Annotated in this window: 15 protein-coding genes; 1 reads left to right on the top strand and 14 read right to left on the bottom strand. The window is 44.7% G+C overall.

Going from position 1 to position 22,889, the window contains the following annotated elements:
• Positions 1 to 52 precede the first annotated feature (52 nt).
• Entirely contained in the window at positions 53 to 391 is a 339-nt protein-coding gene (locus GPLA_RS17745) for a YggL 50S ribosome-binding family protein (RefSeq protein WP_040515288.1), read from the top strand.
• Between the two features lie 232 nt (positions 392 to 623).
• On the opposite strand, the gene GPLA_RS17740 is transcribed toward GPLA_RS17745, so the two are convergent.
• The 14 genes from GPLA_RS17740 to GPLA_RS17675 form a co-directional block, all read right to left on the bottom strand.
• Complete coding sequence (locus GPLA_RS17740; RefSeq protein ID WP_040515305.1) at positions 624 to 3,149, bottom strand: excinuclease ABC subunit UvrA; 2,526 nt, start codon at positions 3,147 to 3,149, stop codon at positions 624 to 626.
• Between the two features lie 497 nt (positions 3,150 to 3,646).
• A complete protein-coding gene (locus GPLA_RS17735; protein ID WP_007106349.1) occupies positions 3,647 to 3,934 on the bottom strand; it encodes a DUF6172 family protein in 288 nt (95 codons plus the stop codon).
• Between the two features lie 484 nt (positions 3,935 to 4,418).
• Positions 4,419 to 6,221, bottom strand: a complete 1,803-nt coding sequence (locus GPLA_RS17730; protein WP_007106348.1) for a right-handed parallel beta-helix repeat-containing protein — start codon at positions 6,219 to 6,221, stop codon at positions 4,419 to 4,421.
• Between the two features lie 85 nt (positions 6,222 to 6,306).
• A complete protein-coding gene (locus GPLA_RS17725) occupies positions 6,307 to 7,872 on the bottom strand; it encodes a sulfatase family protein (protein ID WP_007106347.1) in 1,566 nt (521 codons plus the stop codon).
• Positions 7,873 to 7,928: 56 nt separating this feature from the next.
• Positions 7,929 to 9,416, bottom strand: coding sequence for a sulfatase family protein (locus GPLA_RS17720; protein WP_226993147.1), 1,488 nt, complete (start codon positions 9,414 to 9,416; stop codon positions 7,929 to 7,931).
• A gap of 169 nt (positions 9,417 to 9,585) precedes the next feature.
• Positions 9,586 to 12,228 (bottom strand): TonB-dependent receptor, encoded by a 2,643-nt coding sequence (locus GPLA_RS17715; RefSeq protein WP_007106345.1) that lies wholly within the window; start codon positions 12,226 to 12,228, stop codon positions 9,586 to 9,588.
• Between the two features lie 505 nt (positions 12,229 to 12,733).
• The gene (locus GPLA_RS17710) at positions 12,734 to 13,750 is read right to left on the bottom strand and encodes a LacI family DNA-binding transcriptional regulator (RefSeq protein WP_007106344.1); all 1,017 of its coding nucleotides are present in this window, start codon (positions 13,748 to 13,750) and stop codon (positions 12,734 to 12,736) included.
• A 14-nt stretch (positions 13,751 to 13,764) separates the two neighbouring features.
• On the bottom strand, positions 13,765 to 15,204 hold the full coding sequence (locus tag GPLA_RS17705) for an MFS transporter (protein ID WP_007106343.1): 1,440 nt from the start codon (positions 15,202 to 15,204) through the stop codon (positions 13,765 to 13,767).
• Positions 15,205 to 15,220: 16 nt separating this feature from the next.
• Positions 15,221 to 16,228: a LacI family DNA-binding transcriptional regulator gene (locus GPLA_RS17700; protein WP_007106342.1), complete on the bottom strand. Its 1,008-nt coding sequence runs from the start codon at positions 16,226 to 16,228 to the stop codon at positions 15,221 to 15,223.
• Positions 16,229 to 16,234: 6 nt separating this feature from the next.
• Positions 16,235 to 17,437, bottom strand: a complete 1,203-nt coding sequence (locus GPLA_RS17695; RefSeq protein WP_007106341.1) for an aldose epimerase family protein — start codon at positions 17,435 to 17,437, stop codon at positions 16,235 to 16,237.
• 299 nt (positions 17,438 to 17,736) lie between these two features.
• Positions 17,737 to 19,305 carry a sodium/sugar symporter gene (locus GPLA_RS17690; RefSeq protein ID WP_007106339.1) on the bottom strand — a complete coding sequence of 523 codons (1,569 nt, stop codon included), beginning with the start codon at positions 19,303 to 19,305 and terminating at the stop codon, positions 17,737 to 17,739.
• Positions 19,306 to 19,676: 371 nt separating this feature from the next.
• Positions 19,677 to 20,441 (bottom strand): 3-keto-disaccharide hydrolase, encoded by a 765-nt coding sequence (locus GPLA_RS17685; protein WP_007106338.1) that lies wholly within the window; start codon positions 20,439 to 20,441, stop codon positions 19,677 to 19,679.
• A 151-nt stretch (positions 20,442 to 20,592) separates the two neighbouring features.
• Entirely contained in the window at positions 20,593 to 21,192 is a 600-nt protein-coding gene (locus GPLA_RS17680) for a gluconate 2-dehydrogenase subunit 3 family protein (protein WP_007106337.1), read from the bottom strand.
• A 2-nt stretch (positions 21,193 to 21,194) separates the two neighbouring features.
• The gene (locus GPLA_RS17675) at positions 21,195 to 22,880 is read right to left on the bottom strand and encodes a GMC oxidoreductase (protein WP_007106336.1); all 1,686 of its coding nucleotides are present in this window, start codon (positions 22,878 to 22,880) and stop codon (positions 21,195 to 21,197) included.
• Positions 22,881 to 22,889: the final 9 nt, after the last annotated feature.

Below are 22,889 nucleotides of genomic sequence, written 5' to 3'. Positions count from 1 at the left end.
GATCTTCTTTGCGGGTGATAACTTAATCCCTTTAGCGCTAACAGGTAATATAATGTCAGAAAAGACGACCAGAAACAGACGTATACGTAAAAAATTGCATTTAGATGAGTGGGCAATCCTAGGCTTTGAATTTAGCTGCACATTAGCTGAAACATCAGAAGCGGATTATGATGCCTTTTTCACTAGTTTTGCAGAACTCGTTACCAACCAGCATTTATATATTACGCTGAATGATGAAACTGAAACCTTGGAAGGTTTTGCAACATCAGCCGATCGTTACGGCAATGCCACAGATGAAAACAAAGCTGCGCTTGAAGCCTTTCTCAATGCACAAACCATCGCAAGCGACGTAAAAGTCGGTGCCCTAGTGGATGCGTTTTACGAGCTATAATCATCAAAATTGCGCGCAACGGTATATAGAAATACCGCATAACTTGCGTACAAATAGACGTACATCATGAACATTCATGATGTACGTCTTTAACTGTCCCAAAACATAGCCTCAAAATAACAACCACCTCGAGTGGCCAGTCGCCACCCTACTATGCATATCGCGTTCTGGTTCATGCTCAGGGCAACGTCATTATTCTGTTATGTAAAGGCAACATAATGGTCTTGGCAAATTACGTTAGCAAAAAGGGCGCTGTCCGGCTTATCTTCGACTTTGCTACCGTACTAGGCGAGCCTTGAGCAACGATACGTCCCCCTTCATCACCTGCACCGGGACCAATGTCGATAACCCAATCGCTAGTACTGGCTACTTGCATATCGTGTTCGACCATGATGACGGTATTGCCAGCGTCGACGAGTCCATTTAATTGTGCCATCAACATCGATACGTCAGCGGGATGCAAACCGGTCGTTGGTTCATCAAGTACGTATAGGGTGTCTCCCCGCTGCGTACGCTGAAGTTCGGTGGCCAGTTTAATGCGCTGTGCTTCACCGCCCGACAATTCGGTTGCTGGCTGGCCAAGACGTAAGTAACCAAGGCCGACTTGCAGTAACGCCTCTAACGCGCGCAACACGGGCGCTTCATTAGCAAAGAATTCACGAGCAGATTCGACTGTCAAATCAAGTACTTCTGCGATGTTTTTGTCTCGGTATGTTATTTCAAGCGTTTTGTCGTTGTAGCGCTGACCACGACAAACCTGACAAGGTGAATACACGCTAGGCAAAAACAGCAACTCTACGCTGACAAACCCGACCCCGTCACAATTTGCACAGCGGCCTTTTGCAACGTTGAATGAAAAGCGCCCCACATCGTAACGGCGGGCTTTTGCTTCGCTGGTAAAAGCAAACAACTTGCGTACATGATCAAATAGCCCCGTATAAGTGGCAAGGTTTGAGCGTGGTGTCCGCCCGATGGCTTTTTGATCAACTGTCACGAGCCGTCGCACATGCTCAATGCCATCAACAATCCTGCCACCTGTCGAGGTCTCAAGCTCTCGTTCCAGCAAATCTGCTTCACCATGCGGGCCCTCATCAATTTTATTTACGCCCAACGAGTCGTTAACCAACTCCACAAGCGCCTGACTCACTAAGCTCGACTTACCTGAGCCCGACACGCCAGTAACCGTCGTCATAACCCCCAGCGGAAACTTAACATTTAGCCCCTGTAGATTATTTCGTTCAATCTCCCCTAAACTCAACCAAGCGATGGGCTGGCGCGGCCTATGTTTAACAGGCGCATCGGGGGGGAAAAGAAATCGCGCAGTATGGGACGTAGATACTTGGCGCAAGCCTTCTATCGGGCCATTGTAAACGACTTCGCCGCCATGTGTTCCCGCATCAGGACCCACGTCCACTATCCAGTCGGCATGACGGATAACACTCACATCATGTTCCACAACAAATACTGAATTGCCCGCGAGTATGAGTTCATCCAACGCCCCTAATAATGCTTGCGTGTCAGCGGGATGCAAGCCTGCCGACGGCTCGTCTAAAACATACACGACCCCGAACAATTGCGAACGTATTTGAGTTGCCAAGCGCAATCGTTGAAGTTCACCAGGAGACAAGGTAGGCGTGCTACGTTCAAGTGACAGGTATCCTAAACCAAGCTTGGTTAGCGCCTCAACACGGGCTAAAATATCACTGGCAATTCGTTGAGCAACGATGACTTTTTCTCGATCCAGCAAATTGGCCGTTGGCACTGCATGAGCAGCATCCCCTAACAGATGAGCTAACTCAGTTAGCGTTAACTGCGACAACTCACCAATATCCAGTCCAGCAAATTTCACCGACAGAGACGCTCGTTGCAATTTTTTGCCGTTACAGTCCGGACAAGTGGATATCTGCATAAACTGGGAAACACGTTTTTTTGTTCGAGAACTCTGTGTCGTGGCAAAAGATTTCAAGATGTAACTTTTAGCACTTGCAAATGTACCCATGTAATGCGGCTCTTGCCCTTGTTCAATTGCCTCGCGTGTTTGGGCAAAATCGAGATCAGGAAAAACTGGCACGGTGGGTGTTTCCTCGGTAAACAAAATCCAGTCACGGGTTTTCTGTGTTATATCCTTCCATGGTTTATCGATGTCGTGGCCGAGCGACACAAGAATGCGGCTTAGGTTTTGACCTTGCCACGCCGGTGGCCAGGCTGCAATGGCGCGTTCGCGGATCGTTTTTGTATCATCAGGCACAAGTAACGTCTCAGTCACTTCAAACACGCGTCCTATGCCATGACATCGTGCACAGGCTCCTTCAGGCGTGTTAGGAGAAAATGCATCTGCATAGAGTATTGACTGGCCTTTGGGATATTCCCCTGCTCGGGAATAAAGCATACGCAGAGCATTGGAAATCGTCGTGACACTGCCCACAGAAGAACGTACGGACGGCGTACCCCTTTGCTGTTGCAGTGCAACCGCTGGCGGTAACCCGTCAATCGAATCGACATCAGGCTCGTCAACTTGATCAATTAATCGACGGGCATAAGGTGACACTGAATCAAGGTAACGGCGTTGTGATTCGGCAAATAAGGTTCCAAAGGCGAGTGACGACTTTCCAGAACCTGAGATCCCGGTAAACACCACAAGCGCATTTCGTGGTATATCAAGACTGACATTTTTTAAGTTATGGACCCGGGCACCACGCACCTGAATGCAATGATCAGGTTCGCTGAGTATATTTCTAGCTCTATCTCGAGGGATGATTAAATCTCCTTTATTTATAGCGACAAATCGTTGTATGGTTTGTATGCATAAAAACCAAAAAGGTTCAGATGGCAGCAAAATAACGCGCACTTATGACTTCAGTTGCATTATTAAAATCTGCTTTATGGGTAAGCATCATTGATCCCCCCTTCAGGTTAACGCTTTTGCGTTCAACTAACGAGCGTCAGCACCTTACTGCGGTATATCAACGAATAGGGTAATAACAAGGGCTGATAAGAAGCGATGATAAAAAGTATTTAGCGTTAATCGGAATGGGATCAGGCAAGATGACTTTGCTCATTACAGTCGCTAAACTTTATGACTGGAGATGGTGATGGTGATGGTAAATTTACTGCCGCTTTGCTTCAGCAATGACCCTATTAACAGCCAAATGGCACAACAAAAGCGAACGCCAATTAAAACGACTTAAGGGCGAATTTTAGTTCAGCCTAACAATTTTCTGTTGAGCTGTGCATCCACCCTGTTTATTCTTTCAATCAATCGCTAATTTTTTTAACACCGGGTTTGGCGAGAATTTCCAAATAAAATGATGCTAATTCGTTTTTCTCGGCCTCATCTATATGTTGGTTGATAGCACCAAGATGAATCACTTCAGCATTATCTTTATCCGTACCAAAACGACAGTCAAAATCCCAGTAGTCAGCGCCTTCTGGAAGTGGCTTTTTTCTTTCTCGTCTAAGGTATTTCTTCACTTCAAACTTGATGGCCTCGACCAATCTTGGCAATTTAATTTTAGGATGAGACAGAACGAATGTTTTTTTCATGGTAATTACTCGTATTAGCCAAATGTACAAATGGCATTCAATAGAAGGGGATAATATTGCAATTTGGCTTAGACAGGCTAGTTCGTCAACGAAGGTAGGCTAATCGTTACAGACAAGATAACAAGCGCAATTTACAAATTGGTGTTTTTTCACCGTGACGATTATACAAGAACACCTGTTTAATAGATGCACCTAATCATAAATAATCCTACCGAATTCAAGCATTCAATTTGAGGTCTGATCATTGTCATACCTATCATTCGTTAAATAATGCGCCCTTAGGTTACCACCACCGTTGGGATCACCACAGGCATACTGCGCATAAACAGATGCCTGTTAACAAAATCAGCCGCCTAAAAACATAGGGCCTTATTTGCACATGTACCTATATTGACCCTATATCAGACCCAGCACGGCAAAACAGCTAGGGATGCCGTTAATACTACACATGCTTTGCACTGCAAAGCCAAGGAACGAGTCAGCATTATTTGATAGAGCCATCGTCCTTCAGCGTTTCGCCAGAGGTTTTATCCACTACCACGGCGACATTGTAGTCCCCAATATAGCGGTTATTTTTAAGAGTGACATTTTGGCTATTTTTAAACTCAAATACAGGGGCATCTGGGAACAACTGGGCCCTGTGGATACTGCGTTCGATACTGTTATTTTCGACCACAATTCCATCAACCCTATCCGCCCAAACAATTCGGCCACCGTGAGTATCTATCTTATTGTTAATAAAGCGAATATTTTGATCGTACAACTGTTTCTGGTTGAAGACTTTTCCTAACCTTGGCGTGATATACAACACAGCTTGCTCGCCACCGTAATAGGAGTTGTACTCAAAATGATTATTCTGGATAAGTACGTCACCCACCGCACCTGCTTCAAACCAAAAATAAGACTCTCCTCGAAAAAGAATTGATGCCATCATCGAAGAAAAATAGTTGTCTTCAATGACTGTTTTTAACGGGGTCTTAATGACCACGTTCCTCGCTCTATTATTCTTAATCGTAGTTCCACGCATGGTGAAGCTAGGATACCAAGTTTTATTTTCAATCAAATCTCCCTTCTGCAAATTTTTAGGTAGCGTTTGTTCAAACGTAAGTTCTGAATACTCTTCGTTGATTACATTTACCTTGCTAATTATATTGACTTGTTGGCGCTCAGTATTTGGCTGCTGAATCAACCATACTTCATCACCAGGGGCGGCAAATTCATAACCTAATTGCTCAAAGTGGCCGAACTTAAATCGAAGGGTTTTGTCGTTTATGACTTCATCAACCATAACATAGGTACCACGTAAATTTGTGCCGTCATCAAGCATGTTTTCAAAGCGACTATCTTCGATTAACACATGTCCTTTACAATTGGCAAAATGGGTTGCATCAGCAATGGTTGAAATCACCCGATCACTACCTTCGCTTAAGTATACTCCCACCTTACGTAATGCAATATCTTCGGTTCGTTCAAACAGAAAACCCATGCCTAGTGCGTGATGCACGACCACATTACTCATTTCTACATTTTTGGCGTTCTTCATATGAAATGCTGGGGCATAACGATGAACATTGCGATCCCCTTTTGAACTGAATAAGCTGCCGACTGGAGGGTAACTGTCTAATTTTTCATATATGCGTAATAACCCATTGTCTAACTTTTCGACGTGTGTAGGTCTGCTTTTCAAGTCTATCGCACCTAACGACACGCGCTTTATATCGGCTTCCCATGGTAAGGAGCTGCCCAACTCGGTAAAGGTAAAACCATCTACATTGGGAAAGGTTATTTTTCCATTTTTAAGGGCCCACTGGTGGCTACCATTACGTGGCTTAACATCTCGCCATCCTTCTTTTTCATTTACCGCCATAATTTCAGCTAAAAAAGTGAATGGAATATCCCAATCAATTGACAAATTTTTAATGGTTATATTCTGGCTATTAAACACTTGAAAAGGCGCCACTCGACCATGAAAAATAAAGTTAGCTCCATTCCCTTCTATTTCCACTGAGTTATAACCATCCAAAGCAAATATCACTTTTTTTAAGCCATTGTCATGATTGGTAACAGTCGTATAGCGTTCCATGGCATAGTCCGCCAAAAATCGATATTCTCCTTTTTCAAATATGATTTTAATATCTTTATCCGTTGTACCTTGTAGTGCTTTTACCAAAACAGGGGTCATATCATCAGCGGATGGGGACAGTCTTATCACCGTTGTCGCATTGGCATTGAACATAGAAAGTGCGATGACAAAGCAACTTACAGCGATTATTAGATTTTTATTCATGTCACTTTCCTGATGATATCAAGCGCTCGGCTAAGAGATAGATACTTAGCACCCGCGCTTTAAGAGTAATCAGTCGAATATCGACTTATTTTGTGTGCCGGAAACCATTTTTAATCAATTGTTGGGTCTTTTGCTCTAGCGCGTTGACCAACTTAGGATATTGCCCTGCACGATTGGTTTGCTCGTTAACGTCGTCGGTTAAATCAAACAACTGTGGCGTTAATTCAAAGCCCATTTCAATGTCTTTATTACCTAGCCAATCTGGCAAACCTTTGTCTTTACTGATCGCTTGGATGTATTTCCAATTGTTTTTCCGTAATGCAACCGTGCCTGCTGACTCTTCAAGTAAATAAGTGCGCGCCGATTGCGTTTGGCCTAAAAATGCATCCATCACATCTAAGCTGTCGATAGCTTCTTCCTCGGCCAAAGGCTGCTTAACTAAATTGGCCAATGAGGCATAGATGTCAATTTGTGATATCAGCGCATTGCTGCGGGTGTGAGCAGTTTTACCCGGCCAGTAAACAATCATAGGAACACGCGTGCCGCCTTCAAATATACTGTATTTTCCGCCCCTAAGGGGCCCTGCAGGTGTATGTTCGCCAAGCATTTCTGCTGCGTTGTCGTCATAACCATCATCAAGTACGGGTCCGTTATCACTGGTGAAAATCACCAAGGTATTATCTGCAACTCCTTGGGTTGTTAACTCTTGCATCAATCTGCCGACCATCCAATCCATTTGCACAATGGCATCGCCACGTGGGCCCATGGTACTTTTCCCTTTGAAGCGCTCATTAGGTAATCGTGGAACGTGAATATCTTGAAATGAGAAGAACAAAAAGAACGGGTCTTCTTTATTTTTCTCAATAAAATTGACGGCTTTTTCAGTAAACACATCGGGGAATTCCTCATCAACCCACAAGGCACTTTCGCCACCGCGCATACTACCAATACGGCTGACGCCATTAACAATCGTTTGGCTATGCTGTAAATCGGCTTTCATACGCAGCAATTCTGGATTTTCAACACCCGTGGGTCGATTACCGACCTTATGGTCGTAACTGACTTCAATGGGATCGGTGTCTTCGAGATCCACCACACTGTGATTTTCTAAATACACAGTCGGTACCCTGTCTCCCGTAGCGGGTAATAAAAAGCTGTAATCAAAGCCGATTTCCAATGGTCCTGGCTTAACGTCTTTGTTCCAGTCAACCGAGCCATCGCCTAGGCCTAAATGCCATTTACCCACCACACCTGTGGTGTAGCCGGCTTTTTGTAACATGCTGGGTAATGTTGCTTTACCTGGACGGATCAGCGCGGGGGCATCACCGGCTAAAATCGCGGCATTTTGACGAAAACCATGCTCTCCGGTTAATAAAGAATAGCGCGAAGGTGTGCACGTTGAAGCCGTACTGTGGGCGTCTGAAAAGCTTACGCCCTTACTTGCCAATACATCCAAGTTAGGCGTACTGACCCCTTTTGCACCATTTGGTGAAATATCGCCATAACCCAGATCATCCACGTAAAACACAATGACATTGGGTTTCTGAGCAGTTGAACTTTGCTCTGCGTGAGTCGAAAAGCCAACGAGCAAAGATGAGCAGCCTACAAGTAATGCTGAATAACGTGCTAGCGCGGTATTAAATAATTTCATTGTTTGTGAGTCCTAAAGTATTACTAAGCCGATTAACTGATATTGATTTATGCCCTTCACTCGTATTGCCATTTGCTAAGCCAAGGATCATCAGTATTTTGTTCAAAAGTTTTAAGTTGCAATGTGAGCTGTGCGCGTAATTCATGAAATTGCGCTAAATAAGCTAAATTGTGTAACTCTTGTGGGTCGTTCTTCATATCAAACAACTCAAACTCTGGACGGTGTAAAAAGTCCTCGATTTGGCGACCCGCGTATTGAGTGATTCCGCGGCGAAGCACATCTTGCCAAATCAAGGACTGCTGCAAGTCCGCAGCAAAGGGATAACTCAAGCCGTTGGCAATATTCCAGATCAATTTGTAATCTTTGGTTCGTACCATACGCATGGGGTAATACATCATCACCTCATGCATAGTGTGCGAAGCAAATACTTGATCCCAGCCGGATTTTTGATCGCTTTCAATCACGGGTTTAAATGATTTTCCTTGAATTTCTGCCCCTGATCGCGACACGTTTGCGTAATCTAAAATAGTGGGTGTTAAGTCGACCCAAGACACCATTTGCTCATGAGAAGTGCATAGCTGTGCATCTTGGGCACAACCTTCAGACGGTTGAATAACGCCTGGCGCTTTAACAATTAACGGCAGATGAATGCCGGCATCGTATAAGGTGGTTTTGGCTCCAGGAAAAGCAATACCATTGTCTGACAAATACAGAATCAGGGTATTTTGGTATTTGCCCTGTGCCTTTAGGACCTGAACGAGTTTGCCAATTCCTTGGTCAAGGCGAGAAATGGATTGATAGTATTGCGCAAGTTCTTTACGGGCTGCTGGTGTATCAGGCAAGTAAGGTGGAACTAACACATCTTCAGGTTGATAAACGACTTCCGTTATTCCAGGGTACCCTTGTTGGCGGTTACCAAAAGTATTCGGTTGTGGGTAAGTTTCAAAAGGATGTCCTCGATGGGGATCATCACTGGCAAAATATAAGAAGAAAGGCTGCTGACTTTCTCCGATGAACCCTGCACTTTTATCGGCCATTTCTACTGGGCTACGTGCAATTGATTGCATGTCGTTAGCCGCCCCTTTTGACAACACCTGATCAAATTTATAAACGTCTTCTGGGCCTAAGTGATACTTACCAATTCGCCCGGTGCGATAACCATTTTCACCGAGCATGACAGGCAAGGATTTCACATCGTCAAAGCTACGAAAGTGATGCTGTTTATGCTCTAAGCCATACATTCCATTAGTATGATTTTGCTGACCGGTTAAAATGACAGAACGGCTTGGGCTACAACTCGATACTGTGGCAAACGCATTTTCAAACCGAGAGCCATCTTTTGCCAATGCATCTATGTTGGGGGTCTGCACGACCTGATTTCCATATGCACCAATGGCATCTAGGCCATGATCATCGGCAACGATCATCACTATGTTTGGCCTACTGTCCATTTTGCTTGTGTCTTGTGCACTTTGAACCGCAAAGTTTGCGGTACACAACGCCACAGTCATGGCGCCTAATGTAACTGTTCTTATACATCTCACGATGAATGCTCCTTGATATTTCGTCTATGTCGCTGAGTCATAAATAAAAGAACAGAGCCACAAATGGCGTCCTGTGGCCTGTTCTTTTCCTTACGGGAACGATACCGATTAACCTGCTAGCGATACCCTAGGAAACACGCCCCTATGATGCGCCCCTAGGCAGACAGAATTAAAAGGTATACGACACACCGACCAGCACTTGTTTTTCAGTGGCGATCCAGTGATACGGGTCATACTTGTCTCCTGCACGGTACTCAAAATGGTCACGGCGTAGCAGGTTCAAAGCATCAAGGGTTAAACGGAAGCTTTCTGACACGTTATAAGCGAGAGATAAATCCAATTGCCCAAAGCCTTCTTGCGCGACCTCAGTCGAGACTAAGAAGTCAGAGCGATAGTTGTAAGACAAACGTCCTGAGACCAAATCATCTTCATAAATTGCCACCAGGTTATAACTGTTGTCTGACAGGCCTTCTAATGAAATATTAGGCAATAAAGGGTTAGGCGAAGGTACGTCTGAGTCCACATAGGTGTAGTTTGCTTGTAAGCCTAGGCCGTCAAATGGGGCCGGTAAAAAATCAAAGAATTGCTGATAAGCAAGCTCGATTCCGCGCACAGTGCCTGAACCACCATTACTTTTACGCAAGATAACAAAATCGTTTCCCCCTATGGTTTCTGCACTTTCTGAGGTTTGTAAGAAACCATCTATGTCTTTATAAAAAACGGTTGATGACGCCAAGCCACCGCTAGCGAAATAGTACTCTAGGCTCAAATCCAAATTAGTAGCAGTAAAGGGGTCTAAGTCTGGGTTGCCGCCTGTGCCTCGGCCTTGTTCAAAGTTGAGATTCAATGATGGAGCTAAATCTCCAAAATGCGGCCGTGAAAAGGTTTTTGAGCCCGCCACACGCACTAACAGCTCTTCATTTAATTCAACTTTCACATTAAATGAAGGTAAAAATTCACTGTAGTCCTTCGCACTTTTTGTACCTTCATAAATCGGCGCGCCGCTTTGCTCAGTATTGCCGGTGTCAAAGAAGTAATCAGCCGTAGTGTCGGTTTGCACATAGCGACCACCCAAATCCCCACTGACAAACAAACCGCCAACTTCGGTTTCGAAATTCGCTTTAACATAAAAGGCCGATACCTTTTCTTCATAGTCAAAAGAGTCCCGTGGGTTTTCTGTTTCCGACTGACCGGTAAAACCGTAATAGTCGCGAATTTCATCATTGCGTGATAACAAATAATCGGGGTTTACTGCCACATAACCGTTGGGGAAATTCGCGCCGTCATACTCATCCATAAAGTTGTCCCATACACTGGGTTCCACTAAATTTAGCGGGTCGTCACTACCATACGTCGCCCCGGAAGCATCAAATATATGGTTGTTCTGTATATTCTTGGTGGTGCCTAAATTTGCGAAGCGTAAACCCGCTTCAATTGAGCGGATCATGCCGTCTTCAAACGCATAGTCAACGTCTAATTTCGCCGCTGACTCATCGGCTTTAAGTTGACGACTCTCATGACGCCACTGCACTATGTCATAATTATTTTCGTCGGCAACATTAAAATTCCCAAAGTCAAAAGACGGCGGCTGACTGGGCGAACCACTATTATTAACAGTAACGGGTAAGGCATCCCAGTCATCGCGAATTCTGGTATTGTGGAAGTTAGTATCGTTATCAGTATTAACGTAACTGACTTCCCCCTCAATGCTCCACGGCCCCGCCACCGTTTCAAACCCTGTGGCTAAATCGTATGTTTTAGTTTTACGGTTGTCGACCATGCTTAACGCATCAAAATCCATGTCGCTTAAGGCCACAGATGCAGGATATAAGTGGTTTTCGTCCATGTTCGAAAAGTCTGCATCAACCACATTGCTGCCGTCGAAAGCCCAGACAAATTCCTGACGAAATTGAGTCGTTGTGTAGTTGGTATAACCAGAATCAAAATAAAACTTGGTATCGCTATTCAGTGAAATATCCACACCTAATGAATACACAGTTCGCTCTCTATCGCCCCATGCAGGTGAAGAGTTAAGTGACGCACTGGTTTTAGCTCCTTCAGGTGCGCTACCTCCGAGAAAATCACCCACTATGGGCGTCGAGCTTGAATTGCGCACTAAGTCTTCACGGTACTCACGTTCTAAATACGATACCCCAAAGATAACGCCAATTTCGCCACCACTATTACCGTAGTCCCAAATGTTACCCGCGACTAAAGACCCGCGAGGTGACCACTTTTTAGATAAATCGCCATAATGCTCTTTAAAGCTGCCCGCAATGGTAGGGCCGCTTAGACTTAAGGCATCGGTGCGCTCAATATCAACCACACCACCTATGCCACCTTCTAGAATGTCTGCCGATACGGATTTATACACCACAACTGAGCCCACCAGTTCTGCTGGAATATCTTCGAAGCTGGCAAATCGATTTATACTTAACTCAGAACCACCACCGAAATAGTTACGTCCGTTGAGTAAGGTTGCAACTTCATCAAGTCCACGAATTGATACACCTGACGCCTCACCCCGCGAACGCGAAATTTGAATTCCCGGGATCCGCTGCAACGATTCTGCTACGTTCAAGTCAGGGAACTTACCGATGTCCTCAGCAGTGATGACATCAGCCATTTGGCCGGACTCTTGTTTGCGTGCCACAGAGCTGGCAATACTTGAACGTATACCAACAACCGAAATCTGCTCAATATCTTCACTCGCCCCAGTTGCAGGTGCATTTTCCTGAGCCCATAATTGCCCAGTGCTAAGTATCATTGAAACCGCAGATGCTAAAATTGTGTGTTGTGTGCTGGCCTTCATTTCGTTCTCCGAAAATTCTTGTCGTGTGTGTCCGTTATAGGCATGAGTAACGCGCTGCTACCCTCAATCCTCACTAGTCAGTACATCCGTCGAATCTGATACCAAATACGATACAGTCAAACTAGCTTGCTCAGTGCAGTACCCAGCCTAAGCTTGTAAATAAATTAGCATGCAGTTAACAAGATCTCAACATCAAAATGAAAACAGTTTCCCTATAAGATATAATGCCACGTTTAACATTTGATAATAAAACACTGATAAATAACGAAATTTCATTAGGTCAAAGGTAATAATAATTAACCAAAAAATATAAAAATGAAAACAAATGATAACGGTTTACCTTAAATGACAAGCTAATACATTAAAATAATTAACATTAAATCGGTTTAGTCGAATTCTTAGAATGAGCGTGAGAACAACCACAATGACCGCTACGCCATTGTGGCTCTATTTGGGAGTGGGATGAGATAAGAGGATAATAATCACATGCATATTGAGCTTAGAATCAGTCAATCCGTTTGACTGACTGCCTTATCACTAATTCAGGTGTGTATTGATGCTCTTCGATTGAAAATGAAGCTACGTCAGTTCCCTCACCTTTACTCAGGCGCAAAGCCAGCTCGGTGGCTTTCATGGCCATTTCTTCAATAGGATTATGAATGGTTGTCAGTTTCGGCTTCATGCACTGGGCCAAGATTAGGTTATTAAAACCAACCACGGAGACATCGTCCGGTACGCTTAGGCCATGCGCTTTGAGCATGGACACCGCACCTACGGCGATAGCATCGTTGTAAGCTAAAATGGCACTAAACTCCACTCCTCTCGCCAATAGGTTTTGCACCGCAACTTCCCCCCCTTCGTAGGTCGCAGCCCCCTGCTCAAGCACTTCAATTTGATAATGCACGGGATACTTAGCGAGTTGCGCCTTCATGCCTTCTATTCGATGACGTGTGTTGTTTTGAATACCGTCGACAGCAATAATGGCTATTTTTTTATGGCCTTGCTCAACAATATGCTCGGCCATTAAACCGCCCCCGGCCTTATCGTCTAGCCAAATACAACGGCTTTCAATCTCTTTAATGTGCCGATTAAGCAGTACTAAACCAGGAACTTTTCGTGCAAATTCAATCAGGGTTTTATCGTCAATCATGGCGCTGTGCACCACTAATGCCTTGTATCTATGTTCAAGCAATACTTCTATGGCATTAAGTTCACTGGTTTGGTCAAATGCACCAGAATTAAGAAAAATTTGCAGATCTTTTTGCGCCGCAACTTTCTCTATACCATGGGCCATTTTAGCAAACAGTGGGTCGGTTAAATCAGCCAGCACGATACCAATCGACGCATTATTCTGTACGTTGATCGCTTGGGCATTCGCGTTAGGCTGGTATTCCATCTCGCCCATGATACGTTTGATTTTCTCACGGGTTTTGGCACCCACTTTCGGCCCGTTATTGATCACGCGGGAAACGCTGGCCGGTGACACACCGGCGGCTTTGGCAATATCTTTAATCGTTGGCATAACACACGCTCATTTTACGTTTGGCCTAAGGCTTTTTTAGCTTGGCTAGATGCCATTTGCTGTTCAGTTAAGGGATAAATTTTGACTATATATAACGACACAAAACACAGTAACAGCGGCCCACCGGATAAACAAATACGCATCCATAATAGACTGTCGGGATCTTGCTCTGCTCCCAGATCTGCATCAAAACCTAGGGTATTTAATAGCAACCCTGCACCTATCATGGTGATAACGACAGCGAAATTGATGGCTTTGTTCTGTACTGAAATAAAATAACCGATTTTATTTTGCCCCGATATTGTGCGTTCATAGGCACATAAATCGGCCAGCATACTGGGTATGATCACCGAAATTGCCACCCAAGATGGCGCACCCAATAATGCATCAATCACTACCGCCCATTCATGTCCAGGTTGGTATATAAACCATTTAAGTAACGCACCCAGTGCGGTGGTCCAGTATATGATATTCAAGGTTTTAAGTTTACCTAGCGTTAAGCTTAAATAGGCAAACAATGGGATCATGAATAGGGTCACAAGTGCAAAAGTAGAGGACAAAATACCTTTCCAAGACGCCCCTGCGGCTAAATCACCTGCTTTAACAAAATACACCAATAAGTAAAAATCGAGACTAGTGAAAATACTGATGGCGCCAAATTTAATCAAGGTGAGGCTGAGCAGTAAAAACAGGGCTGCCTTAACGGTTTTATCTGTCACTTGGGGGTGAGATAACGTTGTTGTGCTAGCCGGATTTTTACTGACATGCTCGTCACTCAGGGGATTGCTGTCGGCATCTATGCTCATTTGCACGCTGTCATTTGTCGATCGTGCCACCGAAAACCAAGCGCTGAACACGCTAAAAAAGCCAATTAGCACAATCCCAATAAACCAACCAACATATTGAATACCAATGTAAACACTGCCCCACAACGACAGCTGTGCCAACGGAAACAACCAAAAATAGGCAAAGGTGCCGGCACGCTCAAATAACGAGCCATAGGCCATGACTTTAACCCGTTGCTTTACATCGACACTGACCTCAAAAGCCAAGGACTTCACATTTATGGTGAGAAACGTCAGGCCAATACAAAACAAAAAATTAAGCACCAATATATACAGTAAGGTGGCATTGTCGCCCCATTCATAAGGCACCATCCATATGGCACCAAAGAGCAACCCAGAGACCACGCCGGATACCAGCAAAATGACGCGCCTGTCGCCCTTTTTTTGCTGGATAGCATCAGACAGTCGCCCAACGCTCTGACTGATAAACCCTGCGAACATAAGAGGTGCAGCAATGGCTAAGCTCAGTCCAAAAGGGTCAAGGCCTAACGTCATTTGAAAATAGGGGATCGCCATGGCGCTAAGGCTTTGATTAGCAAAAAATAGTGCTAAAAAACCAAATCCAAGGGCCACTTTATGCTGGCGAGAGATGTCTGGTAGGGCAAGCATTTAACCAGGCATCACATTAACATTTTGCGGCAGATTCACGCTTCACCAAAAAAGGCTTGTACTGATAATCCTTGTCACTTTGATTCAGTGGCCGGTCTTTAGCAATCAGACTCAGAGCCAATTCAGTGGCTTTGCGTGCCATGATATCAATGGGATATTTTACCGTGGTTAATTTTGGCATACAGTACTTTGCCAACAACACGTCATCAAATCCCACGATCGACACGTCATCAGGAATACGCCTACCTAAATCGGTCAGCGCGGATATCACGCCTGTGGCCATCGCATCGTTGTAACATAAGACAGCGGTGAACGTTATGCCTTGCTCAATAAGGTGTTCTATCGCTTCGCGTCCGCCAGCGTAATCCGGTGAGCCGTAAGCAATATGCTGATCTGGCAAGTTAATATTGTGTTGGCTCAGCGATTGGCGAATGCCATTTAATCTGTGCGTAGCATCGTAGACACGCTCTTTAGTGGATAACACCACAATATTCGCATGCCCCAATGACGCCATATAATCCGCCATCACTTTGCCACCAGCAACATTGTCAAACCAGACGCAGCGCTGGCTGATCTGAGGAATAAATTTATTGATCAATACGAAGCCTGGAATGCGCTGGGCTAAATCAATCAATACATCGTCAGCTAGGGCTTTACTGTTGACGACCATAGCCTCACAACGTTGTGCCTGTAAGCTTTTTATCGCCGTCAGCTCCTTTTGAGCATCCAATGAACCGGTGCTCACTAAAACTTGGAATTTACGCTTTTTCGCGACGTCTTCAATACTACTGGCCATTTGCGCAAAAAAGGGGTCAGCCAACTGGGATATCACCACTCCTATGGTGTGGGTGCTTTTACTCACTAGCGCCCGAGCGTGGGCATTGGGCCTGAAATCCAGTTCAGCAATCGCTTTTTCAATTCGCGTTTTGGTTTTAGGACTCACCACTACGGTTGAACTCAATACTCGAGACACGGTGGCTGGAGACACCCCCGCTAGTTTTGCTACATCTTTAATGGTTGCCATTGGATATTACTGCCTGCTCCCAAATCGATAGAGGGTAAATTCTGTGTAGGTTGCGCCAGGCGCTAATACGGTTGATGGAAAATTAGCGTGATTGACAGAGTCAGCAAAGTGCTGGGTTTCTAGGGCGATACCGTGACGATTTTTCATCCGTCGCCCCTGTTTGCCTATCGCGCTGCCGTTCATATAGTTTCCTGTGTACACCTGTACACCTGGTTGGGTAGTCAAAATATCTAACACCCGGCCACTGTCGGGATCGTACAACTGACCTTGATGACGCAACTTACCATCATATTGATTAAACACCCAAGTATGATCAAAACCACCATAGGTTTTATCCAATCCTCCGGCTAATTTCAACTGTTCATTGGCAGTTGTCAGGCTTTTATGCAAGGTAACGGATGAGGTTAAATCAAACGGCGTACCGGTTACAGGAATGAGGTTGCCGGTTGGCAATAAACCTGCTTTTACTTCGACGATGCGATCTGCGGCGATGCGCAGTTGATGCTGCTCAATATCGCGCTTTTGATTACCGGTTAAATTAAAATAAATATGCGAAATAAGATTGATCGGTGTTTTTTTATCGCTGGTCGCGCTGAAACGTATTTTGAATTCATTATCACTGTTAAGACTAAATATCACCTTAATTTGGACATTCCCAGGGTAACCTTCTTCACCGTCAACTGACAAATAGCGCATTTCAACTCGCTCACCTACCTGCTCAGCGTGCCACAATTTTTTATTAAAACCCTGATCACCTCCATGTAAGTGATTGCCCTTGTTACCACCATCAGTCTTAACGCTCAACTGCACTGGCTTACCATCAATATTAAAACGACCGCCAGCAATACGGTTTGCATAACGCCCCACAGTTGCACCGTTGTAACAACAATCCTGCACGTAAGCATCGGCACTGTCGTAACCGAGCACAACATCTTCTAATGTGCCATTTCGGTCTGGCACTATCATCGAGGTGACATAAGCCCCCCAATTGGTAACACTGACTTGCATCCCCTGCTGGTTCTCAAGGGTAAAACGTAAAATATCCTGGCCTTGGTATTGCCCCCAAATCTCTTGACTCACCTCGACCTGTTGGGTATTCGCTAGCGCATGCCCATTAACGCCCCAACTTAAGCCTACTATTAACAATAAAGCCGTCAATTTACGTACGTCACGCGTCAGGGTGAATAAATAGCCCAAGGGTAATATCATTCAGTTCAAGCTCAAGTAGTGTAATAAGTTATCTAAAACTATACGTCAACATCGTTATAAAAACCATAAAAATGAAAACGGTTTACCTCGAAGAGCGGATTTTACCAATAGTGTATTGCGCAACGTCAGTGCAAACGGTTTTTATCGATGACGGATGAACACAAGGCAAATACTGGAACAGGGAAACAAGAAGAAATACAGCAGGTTTAATCTAGGCACAGGGAAAAGCATTGACGATGAAATGTGCTTGCCAGCACTTAAAGAAAAGGGCTGTTAATACAGCCCTTTGCATAGATCTGTTACCACCAAGTGGCGTACAAACCGATTAGAATAAGCACACAACCAACACCGGCAATATTAAAGCCTTTTGTGGTAGTGAAGCTTACGTCACTTATGCTCACACTATGATCGTTTTTCGGTGCCGATTCTTGCAAAGACACCACATAGGTCAATGCCAAACACATCAAGAACACAATACCGATGCGATCCATAAACGGCAGCTCAGGTAACAATACAGCAAACAAAACAGAGAACAGCGCAGAGCCAATAGCGGCTGCCAGAGCCCCCGTTGATGTGGTGCGTTTCCAGAACATACCCATCAAGAAAATAACCGTGATGCCAGGAGAGAATAGCCCAGTAAATTCTTGAATATATTGGAACGCCTGTTCAGATTGACCAATCAAAGGCTGTGCCACACAAACCGCAATAAAAAGCGATGTAACCGTGGCCAAACGGCCCACATTAACATAGTGATTCTCATCTTTACCTTGGCGCATAGGACGATAGAGATCCATGGTAAATATAGTGGATATACTGTTGGTCATCGATGCTAACGATGAGATGATCGCCGCGACTAATGCCGCAAATACCAAACCTTTAATGCCTACAGGCATCAATGACATCATAGATGGGTACGCCTGGTCAGGTTTTTCAATCTCAGGAAATAGTATCACCGCAGCAATACCCGGCAGCACCACAATAATAGGCATTAGCATTTTTAAATAGGCTGCAAATGCGATGCCTTTTTGTGCTTCTTGAATACTTTTTGCCGCCAAGGCCCGCTGAATAATGTATTGATTAAAACCCCAATAACCCACATTCATCACCCACAAACCACCCACGAGTACTGAGATACCTGGTAGGTTCATATATTCACTGTTATCTGGGCTTAAAATCATATCGAAATGCCCAGGTACTTTTTCGGTCAATATACTGAATCCTTTGATCACGCCTTCTCCACCAGATATTTGCTGTAACGCCAAATAACTTAAGAAGAAGCCACCAAAAACCAATAACACAACCTGAATAATATCGGTGTAAGCCACAGCCTTAAGTCCACCGTAAGTGGAATAGGCAACCGAAAATATAGCAAGGAAAATCATGCCATATAGCCAATCAATGCCAGCCACACTTTGAATCGCCAGCCCCCCAAGCCACAATACAGATGTCAAATTAACGAAAATAAACACCCCTAACCAAAACAATGCCAACGTCGTTTTTACCCGACTATCGAAACGCTGCTCTAAATATTGCGGCATGGTGTAAATGCCATTTTTAAGAAAGATAGGTAATAAGTATTTACCCACCAGGATCAAGGTAATAGCGGCCATCCATTCATATGATGCTATACCCAACCCCAATGCAAACCCCGAACCTGACATACCGATAATTTGTTCTGCAGAAATATTCGCCGCAATTAAAGACGCGCCTATAGCCCACCACGGTAGTGATTTGCTGGCCAAGAAATAATCTTGGGTTGTTCTATCATGGGATTTCTCGTCGCGAGAAATCCATAAAGCGATCGCCAATAAGCCGATGGCGTATACAATAAACACCCCCAAATCAATGGGGTGGAGTGAGTAGTTCATTTATTATCCTTCACACATTTGTTGAAATCTAACACTCACCCTTGCTAATAGAGGTGGGCGTTTTTTAGCGTTAACGTCACGCTTCATTCTTGTATGTAAAACAAAACATCAAGGTAAAACCGTCAACTTTACGCTCAAATTAAAAGCTAACATGCACAAAACTATACTAGAGCATTAGCAGCAACACCATAAAAAAATGAAATCGGTTTACCTTACTATTTCTCGCTATTTTAGGAATACACCGTAAAATAGCGTGACTTACTGTTCTCGACTCAATAACGGCACAACTGTTCAAGTAGTCGCATTGAGTAGATGAAAAAAGAGCCGCAAATGCGGCCCTTGTAAAATACTTAATCTAACAAACTAGCGATTTATAGCTCACGTACCCAGATGTTTCTAAAACTCACTAAATTACCGTGGTCCTGTAACTGCAATGGGGCACAACCATGGGCTTCGTAGCTAGGTGCACCAATCCATTCTGTTTTGCCTTGTATCTCAGTGTGGTTTTGTAACAACACACCGTTATGCATCACAGTTACGTATCCTGGCTGGCTGAGCGCTTTACCTTCAAAACGTGGCGCTGTGTAAATAATGTCATAGTACTGCCACTCACCTGCTGGGCGCATAGCGTTTGCAAGAGGGATAGTTTGTTTGTATACACTGCCGGCTTGACCGTTTGCATAAGTTGGATTGTCATATGAGTCAAGCACTTGTACTTCATAACGCTGCTGAAAGAAAACACCGCTATTATTACGCTGCTGCCCCTTCATGCCTTCTACTTGGGGCGGTGTACGCCATTCCATGTGTAATTGTACATCACAGAAATTTTGCTTAGTTTTAATATCACCCGTACCAGGTTTAACCGTTAATACGTCACCGCCAATGCTCCAAGGCGCATCGCCCCCCTTAAGCGCTTCCCACGCGTTTAAGTCATCACCACTAAATAACACAATAGCGTCCGACGGTGCTTTGCCAACCGGTGTTGATACGCTTGCAGGTACCGGTTCCCAAACTTCGGTTTTCTGGGCCAATTTCTCACGCTCAGCCTGACTCTGCTCTGCTTGAGCATAGCTGCTGATAGCCACTGAACTGGCTAGAAGTAACGTGACGTTGATCAGGTTTTTATATCGCTTCATGGGGTAATCCGTGTTGGTTAAGTTCATTTTCTGCTGAGCATTGCTTCCCTGTTCAAATAATTGCCAGGGAAGTCAATTTTCTTAGCGATAAAATAGGCAAATAACGCCCATCGTACCTTAGCTCCAATCTGTTAAATAAAGCCTTGAAAGCTTATGTAGCCCAGGCTTTGTCGCCTTTTTTATACGGGAAATCACCGTCATAACGCCCGGGAATGGCCACATAACGCAGCACTTTATTGGCCCCGACTTCAGAGGTGAAAAAGGTGAACAGGGTTAACTGTTTAATCAGTGTAAACGAATGTGGTAACGGCTTGTCTTCGTCTTTAAGGTCTTTACTGGCAAGCTCCTGTTTCTTGTTAAACACGCCGGCCTCATCGTCCAGCGATGCCAACAAAGCGGCGCGTTCTTCACCACTTAATAACAAAAAGTCTTTGCCGTAAGTAGACTTAGCCAGTTTTTTGATTGACGCCATTCCCTCAGTGAACGCTTTACGCTGGGCAGGGGTATAACAGTCGGTAACCATAACGGCCATCATCAGACCCACATTAGCGTCTTTTGCCCCAGGGGTGTCAGTGCGAGGAATAATCACTTCCCCTACTTCGTTGAAAAAAGCCACGTCATCTTTAGAAAAGTCCGTTTGACTAAGGCTTTTCATCGGAAGTGTAACGTATGCCATGGCATTGCTACTGATAAACGCCGTGCCTGTGGCAGCGGCTATCATTTTTAATAAGTCACGTCTGTTCATACTCATGATCACAGGTTCCCTTTTTTCAGCTCTTCAACTGCGAAGTCTGCCGCACGAGCGGTTAACGCCATGTAAGTTAAAGAAGGATTAACACACGAAGCCGAGGTCATACACGCACCATCAGTAACAAACACGTTTAACGCATCCCATACTTGGTTATTACCGTTTAACACAGATGTTTTAGGATCTCGGCCCATACGCGCCGTCCCCATTTCGTGAATGCCCTGGCCTGGGAAATAATCGGCATCGTAACCTTGTACATTTTTCATGCCGGCCGCTTCGAACATGTCGATAGCATCCTGCATCATGTCTTTACGCATGCGCTTCTCGTTTTCTTTTATCTCTACATCCATGGCTAAAACAGGTAATCCCCATTTATCACGTTTGTTCGGATCCAAGAAAATTCGGTTGCTGTGATCGGGTAACATTTCACCAAATGCAGTCATGCCAATCTGCCAAGAGCCTGGTTCACTCACCGCATTTTTCAGATTAGCACCAATGCCCATTTCGGCTACGTCACGTCCCCAACCTTGTCTGCTTGCAGAGCCCTGGTAACCAAAACCTCGCACATAATCACGCTTATCCCCGCCCCAGTTACGAAAACGTGGTACGTAGAAACCACTTGGGCGACGACCATAGTGATATTTGTCTTCATAACCATCGACCATGGCATGAGCACCGATTCTGAAATGGTGATCCATAACATTGTGGCCTAATTCGCCACTGCTACTACCCAAACCACCATCCCAAATGTCAGTGGCTGAATTCATCAACAACCAAGTCGAGTTAAACGACGAAGCATTCACAAACAATATTTTACTCGTGAATTCATAGGTTTCGTTCGTTTCTGCATCAATGATGGCCACGCCTGTTGCGCGCTTTTTATCTTTGTCATACAAAATTTCGGTCACGATTGAATGCGGACGAACCGTTAAGTTACCGGTTTTCACTGCCGCCGGTAAGGTCGATGACTGAGTACTGAAATAGCCACCAAACGGACAACCTAACCAACATTTATTACGATATTGACAGTTAGTCCGCCCTTCTTTCGGCTTCGGCTCGGTCATGTTCGACGTACGCCCAGGGATCAAGTGACGCTGACCTTTAAAGGACTTTTGAATTCTAGCTGCGACGTCTTTTTCTACGCAGTTCAGGGGCATAGGCATTTGGTACTGACCGTCGGGCAACACATCTAACCCGTCGCGGCTACCACTGATGCCAGCGAAACGTTCTACGTAATCATACCAAGGCGACACGTCTTCATAACGAATTGGCCAATCAACCGCGATACCTTCTTTGCCGTTCGCTTGAAAATCTTCTTTGTTCAAACGGTAACTCTGACGACCCCAAGTTAACGAGCGTCCACCTACGTGATAACCGCGATACCAATCAAAACGTTTTTCTTCGACGTAGGGGCTGTCTTTTTCGTTTGCCCACATACCAAGCGTCGGTTCATTCAAAGGGTAATCACGTTTCAGAACCGGATAATTTTCAATCATCTCTTGGGTGCGTTCGCCACGATGCGGATAATCCCACGCTTCTTTATGGGCGTTGGTATAGTCTTTGATATGCTCAATGTTTCTGCCACGTTCAAGCATTAACACTTTAAGCCCTTTTTCAGTTAACTCTTTTGCTGCCCAACCACCGCTGATACCTGAGCCAACGACGATTGCGTCATAATGATTATTTGCCATTTTTGGTCC

Origin of the sequence: Paraglaciecola polaris LMG 21857 (genome assembly GCF_000315055.1) — a bacterium.
Classification (GTDB): domain Bacteria; phylum Pseudomonadota; class Gammaproteobacteria; order Enterobacterales; family Alteromonadaceae; genus Paraglaciecola; species Paraglaciecola polaris.
Note: the sequence above shows the minus strand (reverse complement) of the source record. Positions and strands in the feature narration are given on the sequence as shown.